Here is a 23,314-nt window from a genome sequence, read left to right as displayed (position 1 = left end):
TCATATGAAATAGCATGAAAATGCATGATCCGGTCGACCCCCATCCGGCCCGGGACCGAGGCCTATTACCTGGGGATCGTGGCCGAGGGCCTGGAGGGACCCGGGCGGTGGATCGGGCGGGGGTCGGGGGATCTCGGTCTGGCGGGCGACGTCGGCCGGGAGGGCCTGGCGGCCGTGCTCGAGGGCCGCCACCCCTTCACCGGCGCGACCCTCCACGTGCGGCCGGTCCGGGTGAGGGGGGTGGAGCTGACCTTCCAGGTGGCCAAGTCGGTGTCGGTCATGTGGGCGGTGGCCGGCCCGGAGGTGGGCCGGGAGATCGAGAGCGGCCGGACGGCCGCCCTGGACGCCGCCGTCGCCTACCTCGAGGACGAGGCGGTGGTTCTCAACGCTGGCGAGCGGGCGGCGGGCATGGTCGGGGCGGCGTTCCCGCACCGGACCAGTCGCAGCGGGGACCCTCATCTGCATGCCCACGTGATTGTCGCCAACCTCGGTCACGCCCCCGTCGGCGCCGGCCGCTGGATGGCGGTCGACCGGCTGGTCCTCGACAAGCACCTGCACACGGCGGGACATCTCTTCGAGGCCCACCTCCGCCACGAGCTCTCCGAGCGCCTGGGTCTGCGGTTCGGCCCCGTCCGGGGTGGGGTGGCACAGGTGGAGGGCGTCCCGGAGGGGGTCTGCCGGCGGTTCTCGCAGCGGCGGGTACAGGTCGAGGCGGTCATGGCGGCCCATGGGGGATCGAGCCCCGCCGCCGCCCGGCTGGCGGCCCTCGTCGACCGGCCGGCCCGCCATGCCGGTCTGTCCGTCGAGCTGCTGGCGCCCGAATGGCAGGCCCGGGCCCGGGAGGCCGGCTTCGACGGCGAGGTGGCCCGGGCGGTGGTGGGCCGGGGGCGGCGCCCGCCCGGACCCGACGACCCGTCCCGGGCGGTGGAGGAGGCCCTCGGGTTGACTGGCATCTCGACCTTCTCTCGCCGCGACATTCTGCGGGCGGTGTGCACCGCCCATCCCGACGGGATCTCCGCCTCGGAGGCCCGGGGCGCCGTCGATCGGGTCCTCGGCTCTCCCGGCGTGCTGCGACTCAGCGGCCGGGCGCCGCTGCGGCGGGAGGACGTGGTCCGCACCGATCGGGGCCGGGTGGTGGTCGTGGCCACCGACCGGGAGCGCTGGACCACGCGCGCCGAACTGGACGCGGGCCGCCGGGCGGCGGCGCTGGCGCAGGACCTGCGCGGCCGGAGCCGGGTTGTCGTGGAGACGCCTGTGATCGAGGACCTGCTCGCCCGGGAGCCGGGCCTGGACGGGGCGGCACGCGACACCGTCAGCCGTTTGGCCGCGTCGCCCGACGCCGTGCAGGTCCTCGCGGCGCGTGCCGGCCCTGCTCGTGAGCAGGTGCTGGCGGCGTGCCGGCGCCTCTGGTCGGACCGGGGCGTGCGGGTCATCGGCACCTCGGCCGACGGGGCCGTGGCCCAACGGCTCGAGGCGGCGACCGGCATCGAGTCGAACGACCTCGACGGGGTTATGGGGCGGCTGGCGCCGCTGGCGGCGCCGGTGGTGACGCCGACCGTGCTGGTCGTCGACCGAGCGGTGGAGCTCGCCTCCACCGATGTCGTGCGGGTGCTCGAGACCGCCCGCCGGACGGGCGTGGGAGTGGTGCTGGTCGGGGACCCCGCCCAGATACCGGAGGTCGACCGCGCCGCTGGGTGGCGGGCCGTGGCCGACGCGGTGGGCCCGTTGGAGCTCTACCGCGCCCACGAGCGGGTCCCGGCCGGGCGCGGCACGGCGCCCGGACTGGACGCGACCGTGTACCGCGTCGGGGACCGACTGGCGCTGTCGGAGTCCCCTTCCGCCCTCCGCGCCCGGCTCGTCGCCGACTGGCGGTCGCAGTGGGACGCGACGCCACGCACGGTCATGGTGGCCGCCGGCCGCGCCGACGTCGACGACCTCAACGAATGGGCCCGTGATCTGCTCCGGCGCGAGGGTGTCCTCGACCTCCACCGGGCCGTGGTCGGAGGACTGGAGGTGCGTGGTGGGGACACGGTCGTGGTGGCTCAGCTCGACGGGGCGGCGCGCCGACTGGGGTGGCGGGCGGGACAGGTTTGGCGCGTGGCGCCTGGCGCGGAGGCGCTGGAGGGGCCCGCCGGGGCGCGGCAGGATGTCAGCGCCGCCGCCGGGCTGCGGATGCGGTGGGGATACGCCGGCACCCCGTACCAGGCGCGCCAGGTCGGGGCCGAGGACTGGTTGGTGCTCGGGGCCCCCGCTGGCCCGTCCCTCGAATCCGGCGATCGGGCCCGCTACTACGTCGTGGCCGGTCTCGACGCCGGAGCGGGCCTGGCGGCCACCCTGGCCCGGCAGGACTCGCTGCGACACCAGATGACCGCTCGCGCCCACGCCGCCGAGCTGGATCCACCCTCCTACCTGGTTTCTGCGATCGGACCGCCGCCGCGCAGCTCCGAGGAGCGTCGTACATGGCGCGCCGCCGCCGGGGCGGTGGAGGCGTACCGCGACCGTTGGGAGGTGAGGGACGTTTCCCGACCGTTGGGGCCCGAGGCGGTGGGACGGGGCCCAGCCGGCAGCGAGGACCGGAGCGGGCTGCAGCGGGCCGAGCGTCAGGAGGTGGCCCGCCTTCTGCGCTCGACCGCCCTCCGCCTCGGTCGGTCCCTCGACGCCGGGCGGGGCCGGGACAGGGAACGCGACAGAGAGAGGGATCCGGTACTCGGTCGCTCCCGTTAGGCCAACGACGACTGCCGGGGGTCCTGGATCAACGTTCGAGGCCCAGGCCCCGGTCCCGGCCCCGTTCCGCCACCCGGCGCCGGCCCCGCTCGAGCTCCGGGGCCGCCAGGCCGACCCACGATGCTTCCCGGTCACCTTCGATCAGAAGCGCACACCCGGGCCGACCCCGGCGGATGGCGTCGGCCGGCAGCATGGGCTGGCGCCGGGTCGACCAAGACGTCGTCCACGCCCCCCGCCACCCGCTCCGGCTCCGTGCCCGCACGGTCACGTCGTGCTCCCCGACGAGGGCCGACATCGAACGCAGCGTCGTGACGTCGGCGACTCCGGGCAGGACGAGCTTGGCCCCGAACAGGGTGGGGAACCCCCGCGCCCCCTCCCCCCACCGCCCGGCCGCCTGAGACAGGTCCTGGAAGCAGGCGATCGTCATCACGCCCTGGCCCCCGCCTTCGCTCACCATGGCCGGGAGACCGGGAAGAGGGGCGATGTTGGCCACCTCGTCGAGCGCCATCACCAGTGCCGGGAAGTCAGGACCACCGTCTTCGGCCGCGAGCGCGTAGCGGTCACCGCGGATCTCGTCCACCAACTCGGCGACGAGCGGAGCGACGAGGTCCTGCTGGCGCCCCGGCGCGCATATGTACACGGTGTCCCTGGAGCGAACGAAGTCGCGGGTGTCGAAGTTGGGCCCGTCGGTCGTCGCCAGCGCCGCCTCCGTCCGGTAGGCGCCGAGCACGGCTGAGGCGGTCGACCAGATCCCCGACAGCTCCCGCTCCTCGCTGGCCGTGGCCGACAGCAGGGCGTCCACCGCCAGCTCGGAGCCCGCCGCCTCCAGGGTGGCCAGGGCCGGTGCCGACTGCCTCCGGTTCACCCAGGTCGCCACGGTGCGCATGGTCTCCCCGGCCAGAGCCGCGGCGTGGAGGAGGGGGGCGATGAGCGCCTCGGCCCGGTCGTCCCAGTGCCGCTGGTCCCCGGACGAGCGGGGCCGGGCCACCTGGACCATGGTTCGGGCCGCATGGACCGCCGGGTCCCACTGCCCGGTCCGGGGCACGGGTGACCAGCGCAGCGGCTCCACACCAACCGGAGGGGCGATCTGGCCCGTGGGGTCGTAGAGCCAGCACCGGCCGTCGGCAGCCCGAACCTCCGCCGTGCTCCTCATCACGTCGGGCTTCGTCGACGTCGACACCACCGGACCGGGGGCCCCGACGACGTTGGGAATGACGACCCCCCGGGTCTTCCCCGACCGGGGCGGCCCGATGACCAGCGCCGCCTGCTCCGGCCGGGTCAGCGCCCAGCCCTCCCCGCTCGTCCCCAACAGCAGCCGCCGGTCCGGCAGCCTCCCCATGGAGTCATCCTGCCCTCCCGGCGGTAACTTGAACAGGCCCGTTCGGAACAATCGTCCCAAGGGGGTTCCAGTGCATGTTCCGCTCACGGTCGGGGACTTCCTCGACCGCGCCGAGCTCGTCTACGGGGAGCGCACGGCGGTCGTCGACGAGCCCGGGGGGCCGGGCAGTCTGGGTCGCCTCAGCTACGCCGAGGTGGCGGCGCGCGCCCGGGGCATGGCCCTGGCCCTGGACCGGATGGAGATCGGGTTCGGGGAGCGGGTGGCCCTGGTCTCGCCGAACTCGGCCCGGTTCCTGATCTCGTTTTTCGGGGTCAGCGCCCATGGCCGCGTTCTGGTGCCGGTGAACTTCCGGCTGAACTCCGACGAGGTCTCCTACATCGTCGACCACTCCGGGGCCCGGGTCCTGTTGGTCGATCCCGAGCTCGACCAGGCTCTGGCGGGCGTCACCGCCAAGGAGCGGATCGTGCTCGACGGGACCCAGGACGCCGAGTTGTTCGGCCCCGCCCCGCCCGACGCCGTTCCCGACCAGTGGGCCCCCGACGAGTCGGCCACCTGCAGCATCAACTACACGTCGGGAACCACGGCCCGGCCCAAGGGTGTGCAGCTGACACACCGGAACTGCTGGCTGAATGCGGTGACCTTCGGCTGGCATACCACCGTCACCGACCGCGACGTCCTGCTCCACACCCTGCCGATGTTCCACTGCAACGGATGGGGGATGCCGTACGCGGTCACCGCCATGGGCGGGCGTCACGTGGTGCTGCGCAAGGTCGATGGAGAGGACATCCTCAGCCGCGTCGAGGCCGACGGGGTCACTCTCCTTTGTGGCGCCCCGGCGGTGGTGGCGGCCGTCCTCGACGCGGCCGGACAGCGCCGCGCCGACGGCCGGCCCGTCCCGGGGGCCGGGACCGTGCGCATGGTGGTGGCCGGCGCCCCGCCGCCTTCGGCGGTGATCGAGCGGGTGGAGACCGACCTGGGCTGGGAGTTCATCCAGATCTATGGGCTGACCGAGACCGCACCGCTCTTGACGATCAACCGCCGGCGCGAGGAATGGGACGACATCGCGGCGGGGGAGCGGGCCCGCCTGCTGTCCCGTGCCGGTGCCCCCGCGGTGGGCGTTCGCATGGACGTCGATGCCGAGGGTGAGGTGCTGGCCCGCTCCAACCACGTCTTTGCCGGGTACTGGAACCAGCCCGAGGAGACGTCCCGGGTCGTCGTCGACGGTTGGTTCCACACCGGGGACGGCGGCCTCGCCGACGGGGCGTACACCGTGATCTCGGACCGCAAGAAGGACGTGATCATCAGCGGGGGAGAGAACGTCTCGTCGATCGAGGTGGAGGACTGCCTGTACCAGCATCCGGCCGTGGCCGAGGTGGCGGTCATCGGGGTTCCCCACGACAAGTGGGGGGAAACGGTCAAGGCCCTCGTCGTCACCAAGCCGGGGACGGCGGTGGACGAGGCGGAGCTGATCGAGTTCGCGCGATCGCGGCTGGCGCACTACAAGTGCCCGACGTCGATCGAGTTCCGTTCCGATCCGCTGACCCGCACCGCCACCGGGAAGCTGCAGAAGTTCAAGCTGCGCGCGCCCTACTGGGAGGGCCGCGATCGCCAGGTGAACTGAGCGGTTCGTGAAGGTCCGCGTCGGCTACGGGCTCGGCACCGGCTTCTTCGAGCCGGGTGCGTTCGCGGACCTCGTCGACGCCCTGGAGGGGACCGGTTTCGACTCGCTCTGGCTGTCCGAGCGCCTGACCGGTGAGGCGCTCGATCCCCTCGTCGGCCTGGCCGTCGCGGCCGGGCGGACCCGCCGCCTCAAGCTCGGCACGAGCGTGCTGGTGCTTCCCGGGCGCAATCCGGTGATGCTGGCCAAGGAGCTCGCGACCCTCGACCGGCTCTCCGGGGGGCGACTGCTTCCGGCGGTCGGGCTGGGCGCGCCCGAGCCCGCCGAGCACGGCGCCTTCGGCGTGCATCGACGGGAGCGGGCGGCCATCTTCGACGAGGCGCTGCCGCTGATCCGCCGGCTGTGGCTCGAGGACGACGTCCACCACGCCGGCACCTATTTCCGGGTCGACGGGGTGAGCCTGCGTCCGAAGCCGGTGCAGAGCCCACCCGATGTCTGGCTCGGAGGCCGGGCTCCGAGCGAGCTGCGGCGGATCGGGCGCCTGGGTGACGGGTGGCTGCCGAGCTTCTGCACCCCGACCGAGGCCGAGGAGGGCAGGGCGGTCGTGGAGAAGGCGGCGGCCGAGGCGGGCCGGGCCATGGACCCGGAGCACTGGGGCGCGCTGGTGATCTACACGGAGGGCCCGCTTCCCGATCGGCTGGCCCGGGCAATGGTGGCCCGGCGCCCGGGAACGGATCCCGCCTCGGTCATCGGCCAGGGCCTCGACGGACTGCGCGCCCGGCTGGAGGAGTTCGTGGCGCACGGATTCTCGAAGCTGGTCGTGGTGCCGGCCGGGGTGGGGATGGCACGGCAGAACGCCGGCTCAGGATCGGTCGACCCGGCCGCCGACGTCGGCCGGCTGGCGGAGGCCGTTCTCTCTATCGAGAACTGACCGTCACGAGTCCGACGGGACGCCGGCCGCGGCCCGGAACACGTTGTCCCACCCGTCTCCGGTCGCCCCCATCTCGCCGAGGTGCTCGAGGACGGATGCGGCCGCCTGGCCGTCGGCGCCCACCCGGGCGGCAGCGAGCTCGACCACCGCGTCCATCAACCGGTCCTCGGTCGGGCCGACGAGAGACCGGGCGTGGGCCAGGGACTCGGCGGCCTCGGCCCGGCGCCCCAGCGTCCCGAAGGCAAAGGCCCTGGCGACCTCGGCGGTCGCGTCATCCCGGTACGTCCCCGGGGGATCGGACGCCAGCGCCTCGTCGGCAGCGGCGATGGCCCCTTCGGCGTCGCCGGCCGCCGCCCGACCCAGTGCCAGCGTGGCCCACAGGTTGGGCTTGGCGCCGTGGGGGCCGTCCTGGCGGGCGGCCTCTTCCAGGGCGGCACGGCCCTCGGAGATCTGACCGGCCTGCAGGAGCGCCAGGCCCTTCATGGTCTGGATCTCCGCGATGGCCAGTCCGGTCAGCGGAGGCTCGACCACGATGCCGGTCGCGGTCCGCCAGTCCCCCGCCTGCAGAGCCACGGCGAGGGGGATCAGCCGGTCGGTGAACGGCTCCATGGCGGAAGGTGGACCGCTCACGCCGAGGGCCTGGGCGTCGTCGGCCACCCGGCGGGCGTCGGACATCCGGCCGGCTGACGCCAGTGCCCGCGCCAGCAGGGTCATGGCCCGCAGCAGCCCCGCCGGGTCCCCGATGGAGGCGAACATCATCTTCGCCTCCCGTCCCAGCTCAACCGCCGAGCCCACCGCCCCCTCCCAGAGGCGGACCAGGCCGAGAAGCACCAGGAGCATTCCCACCGCCCAGCGGTCACCGCGATCGCGGGCGTCGTCGAGAACATCGAGCGCCAGCCGTTCCGCCTCGGCTCTCCGTCCCTGGGTCAGGCGGATATAGCCGAGCAGTCCCTTGACCCAGCCCTGGCCTCCCGCGTCGCCGACGGCCATGAAGGCATCGGCCGCCTCCCGGAGCCGCTCCTCGGCCAGGAGGGCGTCGTCGGACGCGAACGCGGCCCACGCCAGGTGCCACAGCGCCCAGGCCTCGTCCCGCCGGGAGCCGAGCGAACGGGCGATCGACAGGCCCTGGGTCAGGAGCTTTTCGGCGTGGACGACGTCACCGGCAAACAGGCTCGTCATGCCCGCGCGCCGAAGCGCATCACCTTCACCCTCGCGATCCCCGAGGGCCCGCCAGGCGTCGACGGCCTGCTCCAGCGTTGCCATCGACCGTTCCATCTCCCCGGAGGTCTGCTCGAGGAACCCGAGAACGGTGAGGTAGCGGGCGTGGGTGAGGGCATCGGCGCCGGCCTCCGCCTCCTCGAGGTCGGCCCCGGCCCCGGCCAACTCCCGGAGGTTGGTCCGCACCAGCGCCCGGTCGAGCAGGAGCCGGCGCCGCGACTCCGGATCGATCGGCCCCGACAGGGAAAGGGCGCGGTCGAGGAGGCGGACGGCGGGCAGCAACAGCTCCCGGTCCATGGCCCAGACGGCGGCGACGGACAGGGCGTCGAAGGCGATCTGGGCGGCGTCGTCGGGCACCCCCGCGATGGCCCCCATCTCCGTGACCAGCTCGGCCGCCGTGGCGTGGTGGTGGGCGACCTGCTCGAGGAACTCGTCCTCCCGGCCGATGCGCCGGGACTGCTCCGTGATCCAGGTGCCGAGCTGGGAATGGCGCCGGGCGCGGTCGGACTTGGTGAGGGTGTCGTACACGACCTCGCGCACCACGTCGGAGCGGAACTCCCAGCGACCGCCATCGACGGTGAGCAGGTCGCCTCCCACCAGCCGGTTCAACGATTGCTCGGCGTCCCCGGCCCCGCGTGCCCTTGCCAGGGCGCGCAGGGTGAAGACGAGACCGCTGCGCCCGACCACGGCGGCGTCCTCGAGGATGGAGCGCTCCTCGATGGGGAGGTGGTCGACGCGGGCCGCCACGATCCCGCGGAGGGTGACCGGCAGCTCGCTGGTCCCGGAGGCGACCAGCGAGACCAGCTCCTCGAGAAAGAGTGGATTGCCCCCGCTCCGCTCAGCCACGGTGTCCGCCAGACCGGGGGGGACGGCGCCCTCCAGCAGGGCGGCGACGAGGGAGCGGCTGGACTCCGGGTCGAGCGGGTCGATGTGGGCGATCGTGAGGTTGTGCCGGCCGCGCGGCGGGTCCCACCTCTCGAGCAGCTCCGGGCGCCCGGTCAGCACGAGGCTCACCGGCAGTCGCGCCAGGCGCTCCATGTGGGCACCGACCAGCTCCAGCACGAGGTCGTCGGCCCAGTGCATCTCCGACAGGACGATCATCACCGGCCGCCGGCGGGCCAGGCCGGCCACGAGGGTGTTCAAGGCCTTGCGGCCCCCCTGACGTGCCCGCTGCGGGTCCACGTCGGCCAGGGCGTCCTGGTCCCCCATGAGGTGCATGAGCCCGGCCGTCACGACCCTCACGTCGGGGGCGTCGGGAGGCAGGCCGAGCGTGGTGGCCACCGTCTCGCGACATTTGACCTCGGCCGTCTCCGCCGGGTCCCGGCCCTCTATCCCACAGGCCTGGCGCACCGCCTCCGCCACCGGCCACCACGGGTTGGCCTCCCCGTACGGGACGCAGCGTCCCTCGAGGACGAGGGCGTCGTGCTCGGCACACGACCAGGTCGCCAGCTCCTCGGTGAGCCGGCTCTTGCCTATGCCGGCGTCCCCCACCAGCACGACGAGTGACGCTCGACTGCGCGCCATCGACGAGGCGAGACCGTGCCGAAGGAGAGCCAGCTCGTCGTCACGACCGACGAGGGGAGAGTTTGTCCTGGTGGGCCGGTGCCCCGGAGGCACCAGGCACTCGACCGCCTCCCAGGCCTCCACCGGCTCCTCGCGTCCCCGGGCGTGAAGGGGTCCCAGGTCCCGGTACGACACGACCCCGACCGTGGCGGCATGGGTGGCGGGCCCGACCACGACCGTGCCCGGGGACGCCGACGTCTGGAGGCGGGATGCCACGTTCACGGCGTCACCCATCGCTGTGTAGTCGCCTCCGGCGCGGAGACCTCCGACCAGCACCTCTCCGGTGTTGATCCCGACCCGGAGCTGCAGCGGCAGCCCGATCTCCCGGCCCAGGTCGGCGATGGTCAGCTGCATCTGGAGCCCGGTGCGGACGGCCCGCTCGGCGTCGTCCTCGTGGGCACGCGGGGCGCCGAAGATGGCCATGATGGCGTCACCCACCACCTTGTCGACCCGGCCGCCATGGCTCGTCACGTCGCCGGCCAGGGCTGCGAAGCACTGGTCGACGACGTTCTTCACCGATTCCGGATCGAGGGTCTCGGAGAGCCCGGTGAACCCCGCCAGGTCGGCGAACAGCACGGTGGCCACCCGCCGCTGGTCACCCCGCAGGTACACCTGGTGGCCGCAGTGCGGGCAGAAGCGGGCACCGGACGGCACCTCCGATCCGCAGGATGCACAGGTCATCTGGATCTCAGAGGATACGAACCGGGCACCCGCAGGGCACCCGGCCTACGGCTCTCGGGACGGAGAGGACCCCCGGGGCTGCGGGCGTGAATAGACCTCCCCACCTCCCGTAGTGAACTCGGCCGCTTTCTCCTTCATTCCCAGCTCGATGGCGGTCTCGGGATTCACCCCGTGCTCGGCGGCGTAGCGCCGGACATCGTGGCTGATCCGCATCGAGCAGAACTTCGGTCCGCACATCGAGCAGAAATGGGCGGTCTTGGCCGGTTCGGCCGGCAGCGTCTCGTCGTGGAAGGACCGGGCCCGCTCGGGGTCCAGAGCCAGGTTGAACTGGTCCTCCCACCGGAACTCGAAGCGGGCGCTGGAGAGGGCGTCGTCCCATCGCTGGGCGCCGGGGTGGCCCTTGGCCAGATCCGCGGCGTGGGCGGCGATCCGGTAGGCGATCAGGCCCTCCTTGACGTCATCCCGGTCGGGTAGGCCGAGGTGCTCCTTGGGGGTCACGTAGCAGAGCATGGCGGTCCCGTACATCCCGATCATGGCGGCGCCGATGGCGGAGGTGATGTGGTCGTAGCCGGGCGCCACGTCGGTCGTCAGAGGCCCGAGTGTGTAGAAGGGAGCCTCGTGGCAGGTCCGCAGCTGGAGGTCGACGTTCTCCTTGATCTTGTGCATGGGGACGTGGCCCGGACCCTCGATCATCACCTGGACGTCGTGGCGCCAGGCCTTTTCCGCGAGCTCACCGAGGGTGGCCAGCTCCGCCAGCTGGGCCTCGTCGTTGGCGTCGGCTATCGAGCCCGGCCGCAGGCCGTCCCCCAGCGAGAAGGCCACGTCGAAGGCGGCCATGATCTCGCAGATCTCCTCGAAGTGGGTGTAGAGGAAGTTCTCCCGATGGTGGGCCAGGCACCAGGCGGCCAGGATCGACCCTCCCCGGCTCACGATGCCGGTGACCCTCCGGACGGTCAGCGGCACGTACTGGAGGCGCACCCCGGCGTGGACGGTGAAGTAGTCCACCCCCTGCTCGGCCTGCTCGATGAGCGTGTCCCTGTACACCTCCCATGTCAGATCGGCGGCCACGCCGTCGACCTTCTCGAGGGCCTGATAGATCGGAACCGTCCCGATCGGCACCGGGGAGTTCCGCAGGATCCACTCCCTCGTGGTGTGGATGTCCGGCCCGGTGGAGAGATCCATGACCGTGTCCGCTCCCCAGCGGGTGGCCCAGCTCAGCTTCTCGACCTCCTCCGCTACGCCCGAAGTGACGGCGGAGGTGCCGATGTTGGCATTGACCTTCACGAGGAACCCGCGGCCGATGATCATCGGCTCGGACTCGGGGTGGTTCACGTTCGAGGGGATGATGGCCCGGCCCCGGGCCACCTCGGCTCGGACCGTCTCGGGGTCCGCCTCCTCGCGGAGGGCCACGAACTCCATCTCGGGGGTGATGGTCCCGGCCCGGGCGTAGTGCATCTGGGTGACCGTCCGGCCCGTCCGGGCCCGCAGCGGCCGACGCGTCGCCGGGCCGGAGAATGGGCGCCCGTCCACCGCCGAGCGGCGGACCGCGGCCCTTCCGTCGTCGCGCAGATGGGGCCGGCGCCCCTCGTACTCCTCTGTATCGCTCCGCTCGAGCACCCATGGCCGGCGGAGAGACGGAAGGCCCGTTCCGGCGTCGGCACCGGGCCCCGCGGTGTCGTACAGCATCACTGGATCGAGGGGCGTCGCTCCGGGACCATCCCCCACCCGGACCTCTGTGAATGGCACCCTGATATCCGGCCGGCTTCCCTGCCGGTAGGTCCTTTGCCGCGCCGAAGGCGGTTCTGGCTGCGCTGCACGGCGCTCCTGTTGGCGCTGTTCCATCTCTCTCCCTCCGCCGGCATTACCCGGATCAGGTCAGCGGTCGACCCTTCGGCCCTCTCAGCCCACGTCGTGAGCTCCCGCATTTGCAGTCTCGCGCGACGGGCAATGCGGCGTTGCAGGCGCGCTCCATAGCGTTCTCACAGACGGGTTCGTGACGCGCGCATAGGACCCAATGAACGGTCTCCAACCTGATGATCACGCCGCGTCTGCGCACTGCTCATGGAGGAAAGGCTTGACCTTTGTGTGAAAAACAACTTTCATTTCATTTGACTTCCCCAACACGCCAGGAGGTGGCGGTGAACAACAACCAGCCGGATGAGATGCCCGCGGAGGCAATCTCATCGGGCGCCGACGAGTCGGAGCGGTCCGTAGGAGTCCGCTTCGCTCCTGGCACGGCGTTGAATGCAGCGCTGAACCAACGGACGTCGGCGTCCAAATCGACGGCCAAACGGTCCTCGGCCAAGAAGGCGGCTTCTCGCAAGTCGGCAGCCAAGAAGGCCGGGGCCCGCAAGACAACGGCCAGGAAGGCCGGGGCCCGCAAGACCACGGCTCGCAAGACCGCGGCTCGGAAGACGACGGCCCGTAAGACCACGGCTCGCAAGTCTCCCGCCCGCAAGACGACGGCCCGGAAGACCACGGCCCGGAAGACCACGGCCCGCAAGACCACGGCCCGCAAGACGACCGCCCGTAAGTCCACGGCCCGGAAGTCGACCGCCCGTAAGTCGACCGCCCGTAAGTCGACGGCCCGCAAGTCCACGGCCCGCAAGAGCACCGCTCGGAAGTCCACGGCCCGTAAGTCCACGGCCCGCAAGTCGACCGCCCGGAAGAGCACTGCACGCCGCTCGCCGGCCCGGAAGACCACGGCCCGCAAGAGCACGGCCCGTAAGAGCACCGCTCGGAAGTCCACGGCCCGTAAGTCACCGGCCCGCAGGTCGACCGCCCGGAAGACCACGGCCAGGAAGACGACGGCCCGCAAGTCGACCGCCCGGAAGACGACGGCCCGGAAGTCACCGGCCCGCAAGTCGACCGCCCGGAAGACGACGGCCCGTAAGTCAACGGCCCGTAAGTCAACGGCCCGGCGCTCGCCCGCCCGGAAGACGACGGCCCGCAAGGCTCCGGCTCGCAAGACCACGGCGCGCCGGACCCGCCGGGCCACCAAGGCCTAGGACCGGACGAGATCGGGCTCCGGCCCGGTCGCCCCAACAGAGCACGGCTCGACGCCGGGATGGCTGTGTCGCCACCCGGCGTCGTGTCGCGCCCGGACTCCTACAGCCGTTCGATCAGCTTGAACCCCTCCGCCGTGGCCAGGCCGGCCCGGGCCCCGTGCTCGGCCAGACGCCCCAGGACCCGCTCGCGGAACGCCTCCCGCTCGTCGGTGGAGCCCGGGTCGCCGATCTGCATCGTCGACCGGAACTGGCTGCGGTGGGCCAGCAGGGCGGCGATCTTGACGTCGGCGAAGCCGGACACGTCCTCGACGTGGTCGATCTGGTCCGCCTCCCACAGCAGCATCCGCCCCGGCCGGTGCGGCGCGATCTGCTGCTCGGGGAAGAAGTGCGGGTCGCGCGCCGCCACGACCCCGTCGGTGGCCAGGAAGCCGGCGGCGCGGTGGTCGGGGTGGAGGCGGTAGTGCCGCCAGGGGTCGTGGCCGAGCACCACATCAGGGCGGAGCCGGCGGATCCAGAACGCCACCTCCCACCGCTGACGGAGGCCGGCCTCCAGCTCGCCGTCGGGCCAGTCGAGGAACACCACCTCCCCTCCGGCTCCGAGCGCACGCGCCGCGTCGCGCTGCTCGTCGCGCCGCATGGCGACCAGGCGGGCCCGGTCCTCGCCCGGATCCCATGATCCCTTCGACCCGTCGGTGCAGACGAGATGGTGGATGTCGCAACCGCCGGCCGCCCACTTCGCCAGCGTGCCGCCGCACCCGAACTCGATGTCATCCGGGTGGGCGCCGATGGCGAGCGCCACGGCCGGAGGGTCGAGATCGATGCTGACCGGACCGTCCGATCTCGGGTCGGTTCCCGGAAGGAGGGGCCCGCCTGCGTCGGTCACGCCGGCGCGGGCCCGACAGGACCGGCCACGTAACCGAGATCGTCCGGGACATCGACGTCCCAGGCCAGGTCGTCGCGCCTGAGCACCTCGACGGGGAGCCCGAGACGTCCGGCCTCGGCCACGTGCCGGGCCAGTGACCCCGGGCCATAGGAGAAGCGGAACTCGGCGCCTGCCGGGACGCACGCGACATTGGTGCCGTCCTCGTGGCGGTCCGCGGCCAGCACCACGCCGTCGGGGCGGGCGAGGTCCGACAGGTCGGTGACGAGCGGCAGATCGGCGTGAGCCACGGTGACCAGCTCGACGCCGGAGGACCCGAGCACGGCCACCCCCTCGGTGACAGCGGCGTTCAATCCCCGGGCGGGGGTCCAGATGACCCGGGCACCGTGAGCCTCCGCCCAGCTCGCGACCTCGGTGTCGTCGCAGACAACCGCCACGGTGAGACCCTGCGCCGCCCGCAGCACTCCCTCGGCCAGATGACGCGCCAGCTGCGCCCGCTCATCCCGATCGAGCACCGGCGCCAGTCGGATCTTGGCCGACGTGAAGGCTTTGATAGGGACCAGAAGAGCCTTGCCCTCGACGCGGCGCCGTTCGCCGCCCCGAACCTTCACCTTGCCGACGCTACCGCCGTTCGGGGGCCCCGGCGTCCGGCGGGGCGCTCGATAGTGTGAACCCGTGCCACGGGCCGGAAAGGTGGCGGTGCTCGGCGCCGGGTCATGGGGGACGGCGGTCGCCACGATCTGCGCCCGCTCCGCCCCCACGGTGCTTTGGGCCCGCCGCCCCGAGCTGGCGGCGGAGATCGGTACCCGGCACCGCAATGCGGCGTACCTGCCCGACCTCGAGCTGCCCCCGGCCCTGGACGCCACCGCGTCGATCTCCGACGCGGTGGCGGATGCCGGGCTGATCGTGATGGCGGTGCCGTCCCACGGCTTCCGCAGCATCCTCGAGCAGACGGTTGCCTCCGTCGACCCCGGTGTCCCGGTGATCAGCCTCGCCAAGGGCCTGGAGCAGGGGTCCCTGATGCGGATGACCGAGATAGCCGGTGACGTGCTCCCGGGCCATCCCGCCGGCGTACTCACCGGTCCCAACCTGGCCCGGGAGGTGGTTGCCGGTCAGCCGACCACCAGCGTCGTCGCCATCGACGACTCGGAGCTGGGCCGGGACGTGCAGCGGCTGATGTCGACCGACACCTTCCGCGTCTACACCAACGACGACGTGATCGGCTGTGAGATCGCCGGCGCCCTCAAGAACGTGATGGCCATCGCGGCCGGGATGTCCGACGGAATGGGCTTCGGAGACAACTCCCGGGCGGCACTGATCACGCGGGGGCTGGCCGAGCTGGCCCGGCTGGGTGTGGCGATGGGTGGGAACCCTCTCACCTTCGCCGGGCTGGCCGGGATGGGTGACCTGGTGGCCACCTGCATCAGCCCCCAGAGCCGCAACCGCCACGTCGGCTACCAGCTCGGTCAGGGGCGGGTCCTCGCCGACGTGATCTCCGAGATGAACATGGTGGCCGAGGGGGTCAAGACGGCGCCGTCGGTGCTCGAGCTGGCCGGGCGCCACTACGTCGAGGTGCCGATCGTCGAGCAGGTCGTCGAGGTGCTGAGCGGTCGCAAGACGGCCCGCGAGATCATCCCCGCCCTGATGCGGCGCGAGGTCAAGCCGGAGCTGCACGGCCTGGATCTGCAGGAGGTGGCGGACCGCCCGTGAGCGCCGATGCCGAGCTCCGGGTCAGGGCGTTCCTCCGGGAGCGCGGCGTCGCGCAGGAGGAGATCGACGTCGCCGCCCGGGAGGACCGGCTGCACCTTCTCGTCGTCGACACCGTCCTTGTCCCGCAGGAGGCGGAGTACACCCCCCTCGAGGTGGCCGAGCTGTCGGGGATGCCCATCGAGCTGATCGAGCGGTTCTGGCGGGCGCTGGGATTCCCCAACCCGGCCCGCGACGTCCGGGCCTTCGGTCCCCTGGACGTGGAGGCGCTCTCGACGGTGCAGGGGCTCCTGGCGTTCCGCATGACCGACACCGACTCGGCCCTTCAGCTGGCCCGGGTGATCGGATCGTCGATGGCCCGGATAGCCGATGCCGAGATCACCGCCTCCCCTGTGCTCCGCGGCGGTGACGACAGCGCCGAGACGGCCGAGCTGTTCTCCATGACGGCCGACGCCACTCTTCCCGGGATGGCCCGGCTCCTCGAGTACTCCTGGAGGCGGCACCTCCAGGCGGCCGCCCGGCGGGCCATGACGATCACGGGAGTGTTCGACTCGGGCACGGCGCACGCCATGCTCGCGGTCGGCTTCGTCGATCTCGTCGGCTTCACCGTCCTTTCTCAGCAGCTGACCGAGAAGGAGCTCGGGGAGATGGTCGGGCGTTTCGAGGCGCTGGCCTACGACACCGTCACTGTCCTCGGCGGCCGGGTGGTCAAGATGATCGGGGACGAGGCGATGTACGTGGCGCCCGACGTGGAGAAGGCGGCGGAGATAGCCGTCAGTCTCTCCGAGGCGTACTCCGACGACGAGGTCCTGTCCGAGGTCAGGGTCGGGCTGGCGTTCGGGGGTGTGCTCGTCCGCGACGGCGACTACTACGGACCGGTCGTGAACCTCGCCAGTCGCATCGTCAACATCGCAACCCCCGGCTCGGTCCTCACGTCCGACGAGGTCCACACCCAGCTGGCGGACGCTCCCGCGTTCGAGTGGCGGTCCCTGCGGCCCCGGTTCCTCAAGGACATCGGGCGGGTCCCCCTGTGGCGGCTGCAGCGGGCCGGGGTCCCGGCTGCGGAGCGCCGCGACCGGCCCAAGCTGTTCCGTCTCCCTCGTCCGGACATGCGGCTGGCCCCCGAGAAGATCCTCGAGCGGGTGGAGCGCCTGATCCCGCCGGTCGGAAGGGATCCGGAATGACCGAGCCGGGGGCGCTGCGGCGGGCACGGGTCGAACGGACCCTCCGCCAGGTCCTCCCGCGGGGCAGAAGGCACCCCACTGCTCCCGTCGATCTGGCGGCCCACCACGTGGGTGGAGAGCCGATCCCGTATGACGAGGCGGTTACCCGGCCGTTCGCGCCGATCCGGGTCGGCGATCCATGGGGAGCGGCCTGGGACACCACGTGGTTCCGGGTCAGCGGACGGGTTCCCGACGACTGGGCCGGGCAGGACGTGGCGCTGGTCGTCCGCCTCGGCTACGGCGGCGGGACCGGGTTCGGTGCCGAGGCCCTGGTGTGGAGGGACGGTGAGCCGCTCCAGGCGATCACCCCCAACCACGACGAGATACCCGTCGAGGGGCCCGAGTTCACGCTGTTCATCGAGGCTGCCGCCAATCCTCCCGTGCAGCGCCTCGATCCGGCCCCGATGTACCTGCCCGACCCGGGTGGGAACCCGCTCTTCCATCTGGCGGCGTGTCACCTGGCCGTGGTCCGGCGCGAGGTGGAGGCGCTGTGGGAGGACTGGTCCGTGCTCCTCGAGCTGCACGACCAGCTGGCCGAGTCCGAGCCCCGCCGGGCGCAGATCCTGCGGGCCCTGGAGCGGGCCGGGAGCGCCCTGGATCCCGACGACCTGGATGGGACCGCCGATGGGGCGCGGGCGATCCTGCGGCCGCTGCTGCAGCGTCCCGCCCACGCCAGCGCCCACCGCTACCTGGCCGTCGGCAACGCCCACATCGACTCGGCGTGGCTCTGGCCCGTGCGCGAGACCAGGCGCAAGGTGGCCCGCACCTTCTCGACCGCCCTGGATCTGATGGAGCGCTACCCCGAGTACCGCTTCACCGCCTCGCAGGCCCAACAGCTGGCCTGGATCCGCGCCGACTACCCCGGTCTGTACGACCGGATCCGCAAGAAGGTCGCCCAGGGCCAGTTCGAGGTGGTGGGGAGCATGTGGGTCGAGGCGGACTGCAACATCCCGAGCGGCGAATCGCTCGTCCGCCAGATCGTCCACGGCAAGCGCTTCTTCTCCGACGAGATGGGCGTGGAGACCCGCAGCCTGTGGCTGCCGGACGTGTTCGGCTACCCGGCCAACCTCCCGCAGATCCTGGCCCTGGCGGGGGTTCGCTGGTTCCTGACCCAGAAGATGTCGTGGAACCAGGTCAACCGGTTCCCGCACCACACGTTCTGGTGGCAGGGCATCGACGGCACCCGGGTGCTCTCCCACTTCCCGCCGGCGGACACCTACGTGGGCGACCTCTCGATCGGGCAGCTCGCCTACGGGGTGGCCAACTTCTCCCAGAAGGAGCTGTGCGACACATCGATGTACCTGTACGGCTGGGGGGACGGAGGTGGCGGCCCCACCCGTCACATGCTCGAGCGGGCCCGGCGCCTGTCCGACCTGGAAGGCGCGCCCCGGGTGCGCCCGGTCACGTCGGACCACGCCTTCGAGGCCATCGAGGCCGATGCCCCGCTCGACGAGCTCCCGGTCTGGGCGGGCGAGCTCTACCTCGAGATACACCGGGGCACCTACACGACCCATGCCGAGGCCAAGTTGGCCAACCGCCGGCAGGAGCTGGCGCTCCGCGACGCCGAGCTGTGGTCCGCAGCGGCCGAGTCGTTCGGCGCCCTGCCCGGGGGGTACCCGGCCGACGAGCTGGACGGCGCCTGGAAGACGCTTCTCCTCAACCAGTTCCACGACATCATCCCCGGCTCGTCCATCCACTGGGTGTACCGGGACACGGCGCGCGACCACGCCGCGGTGACCGCCACCACCGGCCGCCTCGTGGACGCCGCCCTCGATGGGCTGGCGGCCCGGGTCACGACGCCGGGCCGGGTCCGCCCCGCCCTGGTGGCCAACCCATTGTCCTGGGCCCGCCGGGAGGTCGTAGAGGTGGCCGGCCGGCCCGTGCTGGTCGACGCGCCGGCGTGCGGGTGGTCGGTCCACGACCTCGACGCCCCCGAGCTTCCGGCCGGAGTCCACCCCGTCGAGGTCGGCGACGGATCGATGTCGAACGGCATCCTCCGGGTGGCCTGGGACGCCGACGGCCTGCTCACCTCGGTGCGGCACCTGCCCTCGGGACGGGAGGCGCTCGCGCCGGGGGAGAGGGGCAACGTCCTTCAGGTCCACGACGACCGCCCCATCGAGTACGACGCATGGGACATCGACGCCGCCGCCTTCGACGCCGCCGTCGACCTGAACGCGGCCGAGGAGGTGGCGGTGACCGAGACCGGGCCGCTGCGCGGCGTGGTCCGGATCCTCCGCCGGTTCCGGTCGTCGACCATCGAGCAGCACCTCGTGCTGCGCGCCGGGAGCCCGACCCTCGAGGTGCGCACGGTCACCGACTGGCAGGAGCCCAAGACGCTGCTCAAGGCGGCCTTCCCGGTGGCGGTGCACTCCGCCCGAGCCTCGTTCGAGGTCCAGTTCGGCCACCTGGAGCGCCCGACCCACCGGAACACGACATGGGAGCAGGCCCGCTTCGAGGTGTGCGCCCACACCTGGGCCGACCTGTCGGAGACCGGATTCGGCGTGGCCCTGCTCAACGACTGCAAATACGGCTACGACGTGCGGGACAACGTTCTGCGCCTGAGCCTGCTCCGCACCCCCACGTGGCCCGATCCGGTGGCCGACGTCGGCCATCACGAACTCATGTACGCCCTGATGCCCCACGCCGGGGACCTGGCGGCGGGCGGGGTGGTGGCGGCCGCCCACGCCCTCAACAGTCCGTTGTGTGTCGTCCCGATCGGAGCGGCGACCCCATCGGGCCCGGAGGCTCCGGCGTCGTTCTCGGCCGTCACGGTCGACGATCCCGGTGCGGTCGTCACGGCGGTGAAGCGCCCCGACCGGGGCGACGGCGTGGTGGTCCGCCTGTACGAGGCGTTCGGCGGAGCGCGCACCGTGCGGGTCGGCTGCCCGCTCGTCGCCGCGGCCGGTTCGCCCCGGGTGACGGAGATCGACGTGCTGGAGCGCCCCACCGGCGCCGAGGTCCAGACCGAGGACGGCCACGCCGTACTGCGGCTCCGGCCGTTCCAGATCGTCACTCTCCTGTTCGAGGCCGGCTCATGAGGGTGGCATTCGGAACCGACGAGCGCACTCCGCTCACCGACGCCATCGTGGCCCGCCTCCGCGACCTCGGCGCCGAGGTGGTGGAGGTGGCCGTCGACGAGCCCTGGCCCGAGGTCGGGGGCCGGGTGGGTCGGGCGGTGGCCGACGGCGGCGCCGAGCGGGGCGTGGTGTGCTGCTGGACGGGGACGGGCGTCAGCATGGCCGCCAACAAGGTGCCCGGAGTCCGGGCCGCTCTGTGCACCGACGCCGAGACGGCCCGGGGCTCCCGGCGCTGGAACGACGCCAACGTCCTGGCGGTCGGGTTGCGCCTCACCTCGATCGAGGTGGCCAGGGAGATGCTGGAAGCGTTCCTCGGCACCGAGCCCGAGGCGGAAGAGCAGGCCAACATCTCCAGGGTCGAGAGCGCCGGTCGGTAAGTTGAACCGATGAGCCCCCGCGCCATGGCGCCGCGCAAGCCGGCCCCGGTGTGGCGGGGGCCGCCGAGCCTTACCCTCGAGCGGGCCATGTGGGCCGAGGGCCACGACGTCGTCGTCGGCATGGACGAGGTTGGCCGGGGGGCATGGGCCGGGCCCCTCACCGTGGGGGCGGCGGTGCTGCCGACCTCCCGCCGGGTCTACGGGGTCCGGGATTCGAAGATGCTGACGGAGGACCGCCGGGAGCAGCTGTTCGACCGGGTGGCCGGGTGGTGCCGGGCGTGGGCGGTGGGCCACGCCAGCGCCGCGGAGTGCGACGCCCTGGGCATGTCGGAGGCCCAGCGGCTCGCCGCTCGGCGCGCATTGGCCGGGCTGGGATTGTCCGCCGACCAGGTGCTGGTCGACGGCCGGTGGGACTTCGTGGGTCAGGGCACCACCACCCGGATCGTGAAGGGGGACGCCAAGTGCCTGTCGATCGCCACGGCGTCCATCCTGGCCAAGGTGTCCCGGGACCGGATCATGCGCGAAGAGGCCCCCCACTTCCCCGCCTACTGGTTCGAGAGCAACAAGGGATACCCGTGCTACCGGCACGAGGCCGCCCTCCAGGCCTGGGGCCCGACCTCCATCCACCGCCGCCGGTGGGCCTTCATGGACCGCCTCGTGTGGTGGCGCACGGAGCCGCCTCCGCCTGTGCAGGGCGCTCTGCTTTGAGGCGGGTGATCCTGGTGTTGGCCCTGGCTCTCGGGGTGGCGGCGTGCGGTGCCTCCGACAACGGCGGCACCATCCCCCTTCCGAACGGGTCCAGCTCGACCACCTCCACCCTGCCCGGAGGGGGCTGAGACCCGACCGGGCTCCCCGCACCGAGGGGACGGGGGGGACATGATGGATGCGGTGACGGCTTTCGATCCCTGGGCGGCGGTACTCGAGCGGGTCGACGATGCCGGCAAGCTCACCGGGGTCGATCCCGACATCCTTCGCCTTCTGCGCGTCCCTCGCAGAGTGCTCGAGGTTTCGGTGCCGGTGCGAATGGACGCGGGCGGGGTCGAGGTGTTCACGGGCTGGCGGGTGCACCACAACACCACGCGCGGGCCGGCCAAGGGCGGGCTGCGGTTCCATCCCCACATCGATGCCCGCGAGGTGGCGGCCCTGGCGGCCGAGATGACCTTCAAGACCGCGGTGGTCAACATTCCGTTCGGGGGGGCCAAGGGCGGCGTTCGGTGCGATCCGTCGAAGCTGTCGGTCGGGGAGCTCGAGCGGCTGACCCGCCGCTACACCCTCGAGATCATGCCGCTGCTCGGCCAGGACCGGGACGTGCCCGCGCCCGACGTCAACACAGACGGTCGGGTCATGTCCTGGTTGATGGACACGCTGTCCACCGTGGCGGGAGAGGCCGAGCCCGGGGTCGTGACCGGGAAGCCCCTCTCGCTCGGCGGGACGTTCGGGCACACCGGCGCCACCGCTTCGGGAGTGGTGGTGTGCATGCGCGCCGTGTTCAACGAGTTGGAGATGCCCGTGGCGGGGGCACGGGTCGTCATCCAGGGTTTCGGCAAGGTCGGCGGCCCGCTGGCCTTCCTGCTGTCGTCGGCGGGGATGCGCGTCGTCGCCATCAGCGACATAGGTGGGGCGGTCCGCAACCCGGCCGGCCTCGACGTGTCGGCGCTGGCGGATCACGTCAAGCGGGCCGGGTCGGTGGCCGGGTTCGAGCCCGCCGATCCCATCGAGGCCGACGATCTGTGGGAGATCGACTGCGAGCTGGCGGTGCCCGCCGCCCTCGAGGGCGCCATCGACGACCACGTGGCCCGGCGGCTGGGGGCCAAGGTCGTGGTCGAGGCCGCAAACGGGCCGACCACACCTGCCGCCGACGCCATCCTGGACCGCCGGGACATCGTCGTGGTCCCCGACATCATGGCCAACGCGGGCGGGGTCACCGCCTCGTACTTCGAGTGGGCCCAGAACCGCCAGGGCTACGCCTGGGAGGAGGAGACGGTGGCCCTCCGCCTCCGCCAGACGATGGAACGGGCCTTCGCCGCGGTGTGGGCCCGTTCGGAGTCGCTGGGGGTGGCGCTGCGCCGGGCCGCCTTCGCCCTGGCGGTGGAGCGGGTGGCGGAGGCCATCGAAGCGCGAGGTCTGTTCCCCTAATCCGGGACGGGCACCGGTCCTTCGGACCACGCCCGTCCTGTGTCGTGGGGTCCCATCCCCACGACGGTCCTCGCGGGCGGGTCGGTGCCCCCCTTCCATCTCCGGCCATCCACCACCCGGAGGCGTGGGGAACGTATGTTCGATATCCTCACGGCTGGTGGAAGTGGCGGAGCTTCTGGAGAGGGCGCGCCCTCTCGCGCCCGCCGGATCGCGGGCCCTGCCGGTGGTGCCTGCCCTCGCGCCCCTCCTTCCCGGGGGGGTGCGGAGAGGATCCACCCTGGCCCTGCCCGGGGGACCGGGCCACACCTCTTTATTGCTGGCCCTGCTGGCGGGGGTGTCGGCCTCGGGGGCCTGGTGCGCGGTGGTCGGGATGCCCGCCCTGGGCGCCGAGGCGGCGGCCGCCGCCGGGGTGGACCTGGGCCGGCTGGCTCTGGTGCCCGCGCCGGGGGAGCGCTGGCCCACCGTCGTCTCCGCCCTCCTCGACGGCATCGACGTGGTGGCGGTCGACCATCGCCGCCCCCGTCCCGCCGACGCCCGGCGCCTGTCCGTCCGGGCCCGCCACCACGGGGCGGTGCTGCTGGGCGTGGGCTCCGCCTGGCCCGAGGCGGACCTGGTCCTCCGGGTGGCCGGTGCCGAGTGGGACGGCCTGGGCCGGGGCCACGGCCATCTCCGGCAGCGGCGGATCGAGGTCGAGGTCACCGGCCGCCGGGCGGCCGACCGCCCCCGCCGGACCTCCCTCTGGCTCCCTTCCGACTCCGGCGCGGCGGAGGGATGCACCGACGCAGTGAGCACAGGCGCTGGCAAGGGGACCACCGACGGAGTTTTGAGAGCG

17 protein-coding genes and 1 riboswitch are annotated in these 23,314 nt (G+C 72.5%); of the genes, 11 read left to right on the top strand and 6 right to left on the bottom strand.

Features of this window, described 5'->3' with window-relative positions; all coding sequences use genetic code 11:
* Positions 1-24 precede the first annotated feature (24 nt).
* Positions 25-2,724 carry a MobF family relaxase gene (gene mobF / locus VFW24_16490; GenBank protein HEX5268368.1) on the top strand — a complete coding sequence of 900 codons (2,700 nt, stop codon included), beginning with the start codon at positions 25-27 and terminating at the stop codon, positions 2,722-2,724.
* A gap of 28 nt (positions 2,725-2,752) precedes the next feature.
* On the opposite strand, the gene VFW24_16485 is transcribed toward mobF, so the two are convergent.
* Positions 2,753-4,063: a type IV secretory system conjugative DNA transfer family protein gene (locus tag VFW24_16485; GenBank protein ID HEX5268367.1), complete on the bottom strand. Its 1,311-nt coding sequence runs from the start codon at positions 4,061-4,063 to the stop codon at positions 2,753-2,755.
* A gap of 70 nt (positions 4,064-4,133) precedes the next feature.
* Between VFW24_16485 and VFW24_16480 the strand changes: the two genes are divergently transcribed.
* Together VFW24_16480 and VFW24_16475 are read left to right on the top strand one after the other, a co-directional pair.
* On the top strand, positions 4,134-5,684 hold the full coding sequence (locus tag VFW24_16480) for an AMP-binding protein (protein HEX5268366.1): 1,551 nt from the start codon (positions 4,134-4,136) through the stop codon (positions 5,682-5,684).
* A 7-nt stretch (positions 5,685-5,691) separates the two neighbouring features.
* Positions 5,692-6,612 carry a TIGR03619 family F420-dependent LLM class oxidoreductase gene (locus VFW24_16475; GenBank protein ID HEX5268365.1) on the top strand — a complete coding sequence of 307 codons (921 nt, stop codon included), beginning with the start codon at positions 5,692-5,694 and terminating at the stop codon, positions 6,610-6,612.
* A gap of 3 nt (positions 6,613-6,615) precedes the next feature.
* On the opposite strand, the gene VFW24_16470 is transcribed toward VFW24_16475, so the two are convergent.
* The 5 genes from VFW24_16470 to cofC all read right to left on the bottom strand — a co-directional run bounded on the left by VFW24_16470 (position 6,616) and on the right by cofC (position 14,573).
* Positions 6,616-10,074, bottom strand: a complete 3,459-nt coding sequence (locus tag VFW24_16470; protein ID HEX5268364.1) for an adenylate/guanylate cyclase domain-containing protein — start codon at positions 10,072-10,074, stop codon at positions 6,616-6,618.
* A 45-nt stretch (positions 10,075-10,119) separates the two neighbouring features.
* Entirely contained in the window at positions 10,120-11,916 is a 1,797-nt protein-coding gene (thiC, locus tag VFW24_16465) for a phosphomethylpyrimidine synthase ThiC (protein ID HEX5268363.1), read from the bottom strand.
* Positions 11,905-12,007: riboswitch (TPP riboswitch) on the bottom strand. It overlaps the preceding gene by 12 nt.
* Before the next feature lie 171 nt (positions 12,008-12,178).
* Positions 12,179-13,027: a pentapeptide repeat-containing protein gene (locus tag VFW24_16460; protein ID HEX5268362.1), complete on the bottom strand. Its 849-nt coding sequence runs from the start codon at positions 13,025-13,027 to the stop codon at positions 12,179-12,181.
* Between the two features lie 155 nt (positions 13,028-13,182).
* Entirely contained in the window at positions 13,183-13,881 is a 699-nt protein-coding gene (locus tag VFW24_16455; GenBank protein ID HEX5268361.1) for a PIG-L deacetylase family protein, read from the bottom strand.
* Between the two features lie 80 nt (positions 13,882-13,961).
* On the bottom strand, positions 13,962-14,573 hold the full coding sequence (cofC, locus tag VFW24_16450) for a 2-phospho-L-lactate guanylyltransferase (GenBank protein ID HEX5268360.1): 612 nt from the start codon (positions 14,571-14,573) through the stop codon (positions 13,962-13,964).
* Positions 14,574-14,637: 64 nt separating this feature from the next.
* Between cofC and VFW24_16445 the strand changes: the two genes are divergently transcribed.
* From VFW24_16445 to VFW24_16410, 8 genes are all read left to right on the top strand, one after another.
* Positions 14,638-15,672 (top strand): NAD(P)H-dependent glycerol-3-phosphate dehydrogenase, encoded by a 1,035-nt coding sequence (locus VFW24_16445; protein ID HEX5268359.1) that lies wholly within the window; start codon positions 14,638-14,640, stop codon positions 15,670-15,672.
* Entirely contained in the window at positions 15,669-16,853 is a 1,185-nt protein-coding gene (locus VFW24_16440) for an adenylate cyclase regulatory domain-containing protein (GenBank protein ID HEX5268358.1), read from the top strand. The genes VFW24_16445 and VFW24_16440 overlap by 4 nt, the downstream gene beginning before the upstream one ends.
* Complete coding sequence (locus VFW24_16435) at positions 16,850-19,930, top strand: glycoside hydrolase family 38 C-terminal domain-containing protein (protein ID HEX5268357.1); 3,081 nt, start codon at positions 16,850-16,852, stop codon at positions 19,928-19,930. Before VFW24_16440 ends, VFW24_16435 begins: the two co-directional genes overlap by 4 nt.
* The gene (locus VFW24_16430; GenBank protein HEX5268356.1) at positions 19,927-20,346 is read left to right on the top strand and encodes an RpiB/LacA/LacB family sugar-phosphate isomerase; all 420 of its coding nucleotides are present in this window, start codon (positions 19,927-19,929) and stop codon (positions 20,344-20,346) included. The genes VFW24_16435 and VFW24_16430 overlap by 4 nt, the downstream gene beginning before the upstream one ends.
* A gap of 9 nt (positions 20,347-20,355) precedes the next feature.
* Positions 20,356-21,054, top strand: a complete 699-nt coding sequence (locus VFW24_16425) for a ribonuclease HII (protein HEX5268355.1) — start codon at positions 20,356-20,358, stop codon at positions 21,052-21,054.
* Between the two features lie 5 nt (positions 21,055-21,059).
* Positions 21,060-21,182: a hypothetical protein gene (locus VFW24_16420; GenBank protein ID HEX5268354.1), complete on the top strand. Its 123-nt coding sequence runs from the start codon at positions 21,060-21,062 to the stop codon at positions 21,180-21,182.
* Positions 21,183-21,234: 52 nt separating this feature from the next.
* Positions 21,235-22,482 (top strand): Glu/Leu/Phe/Val dehydrogenase, encoded by a 1,248-nt coding sequence (locus tag VFW24_16415; GenBank protein HEX5268353.1) that lies wholly within the window; start codon positions 21,235-21,237, stop codon positions 22,480-22,482.
* Positions 22,483-22,639: 157 nt separating this feature from the next.
* Positions 22,640-23,314, top strand: a 675-nt coding sequence (locus tag VFW24_16410) for a hypothetical protein (protein ID HEX5268352.1), incomplete at its 3' end; no start/stop codon positions are given.

It is taken from the genome of Acidimicrobiales bacterium, from assembly GCA_036273495.1.
Taxonomy (GTDB): Bacteria; Actinomycetota; Acidimicrobiia; order Acidimicrobiales; family JAJPHE01; genus DASSEU01.
Note: the sequence above shows the minus strand (reverse complement) of the source record. Positions and strands in the feature narration are given on the sequence as shown.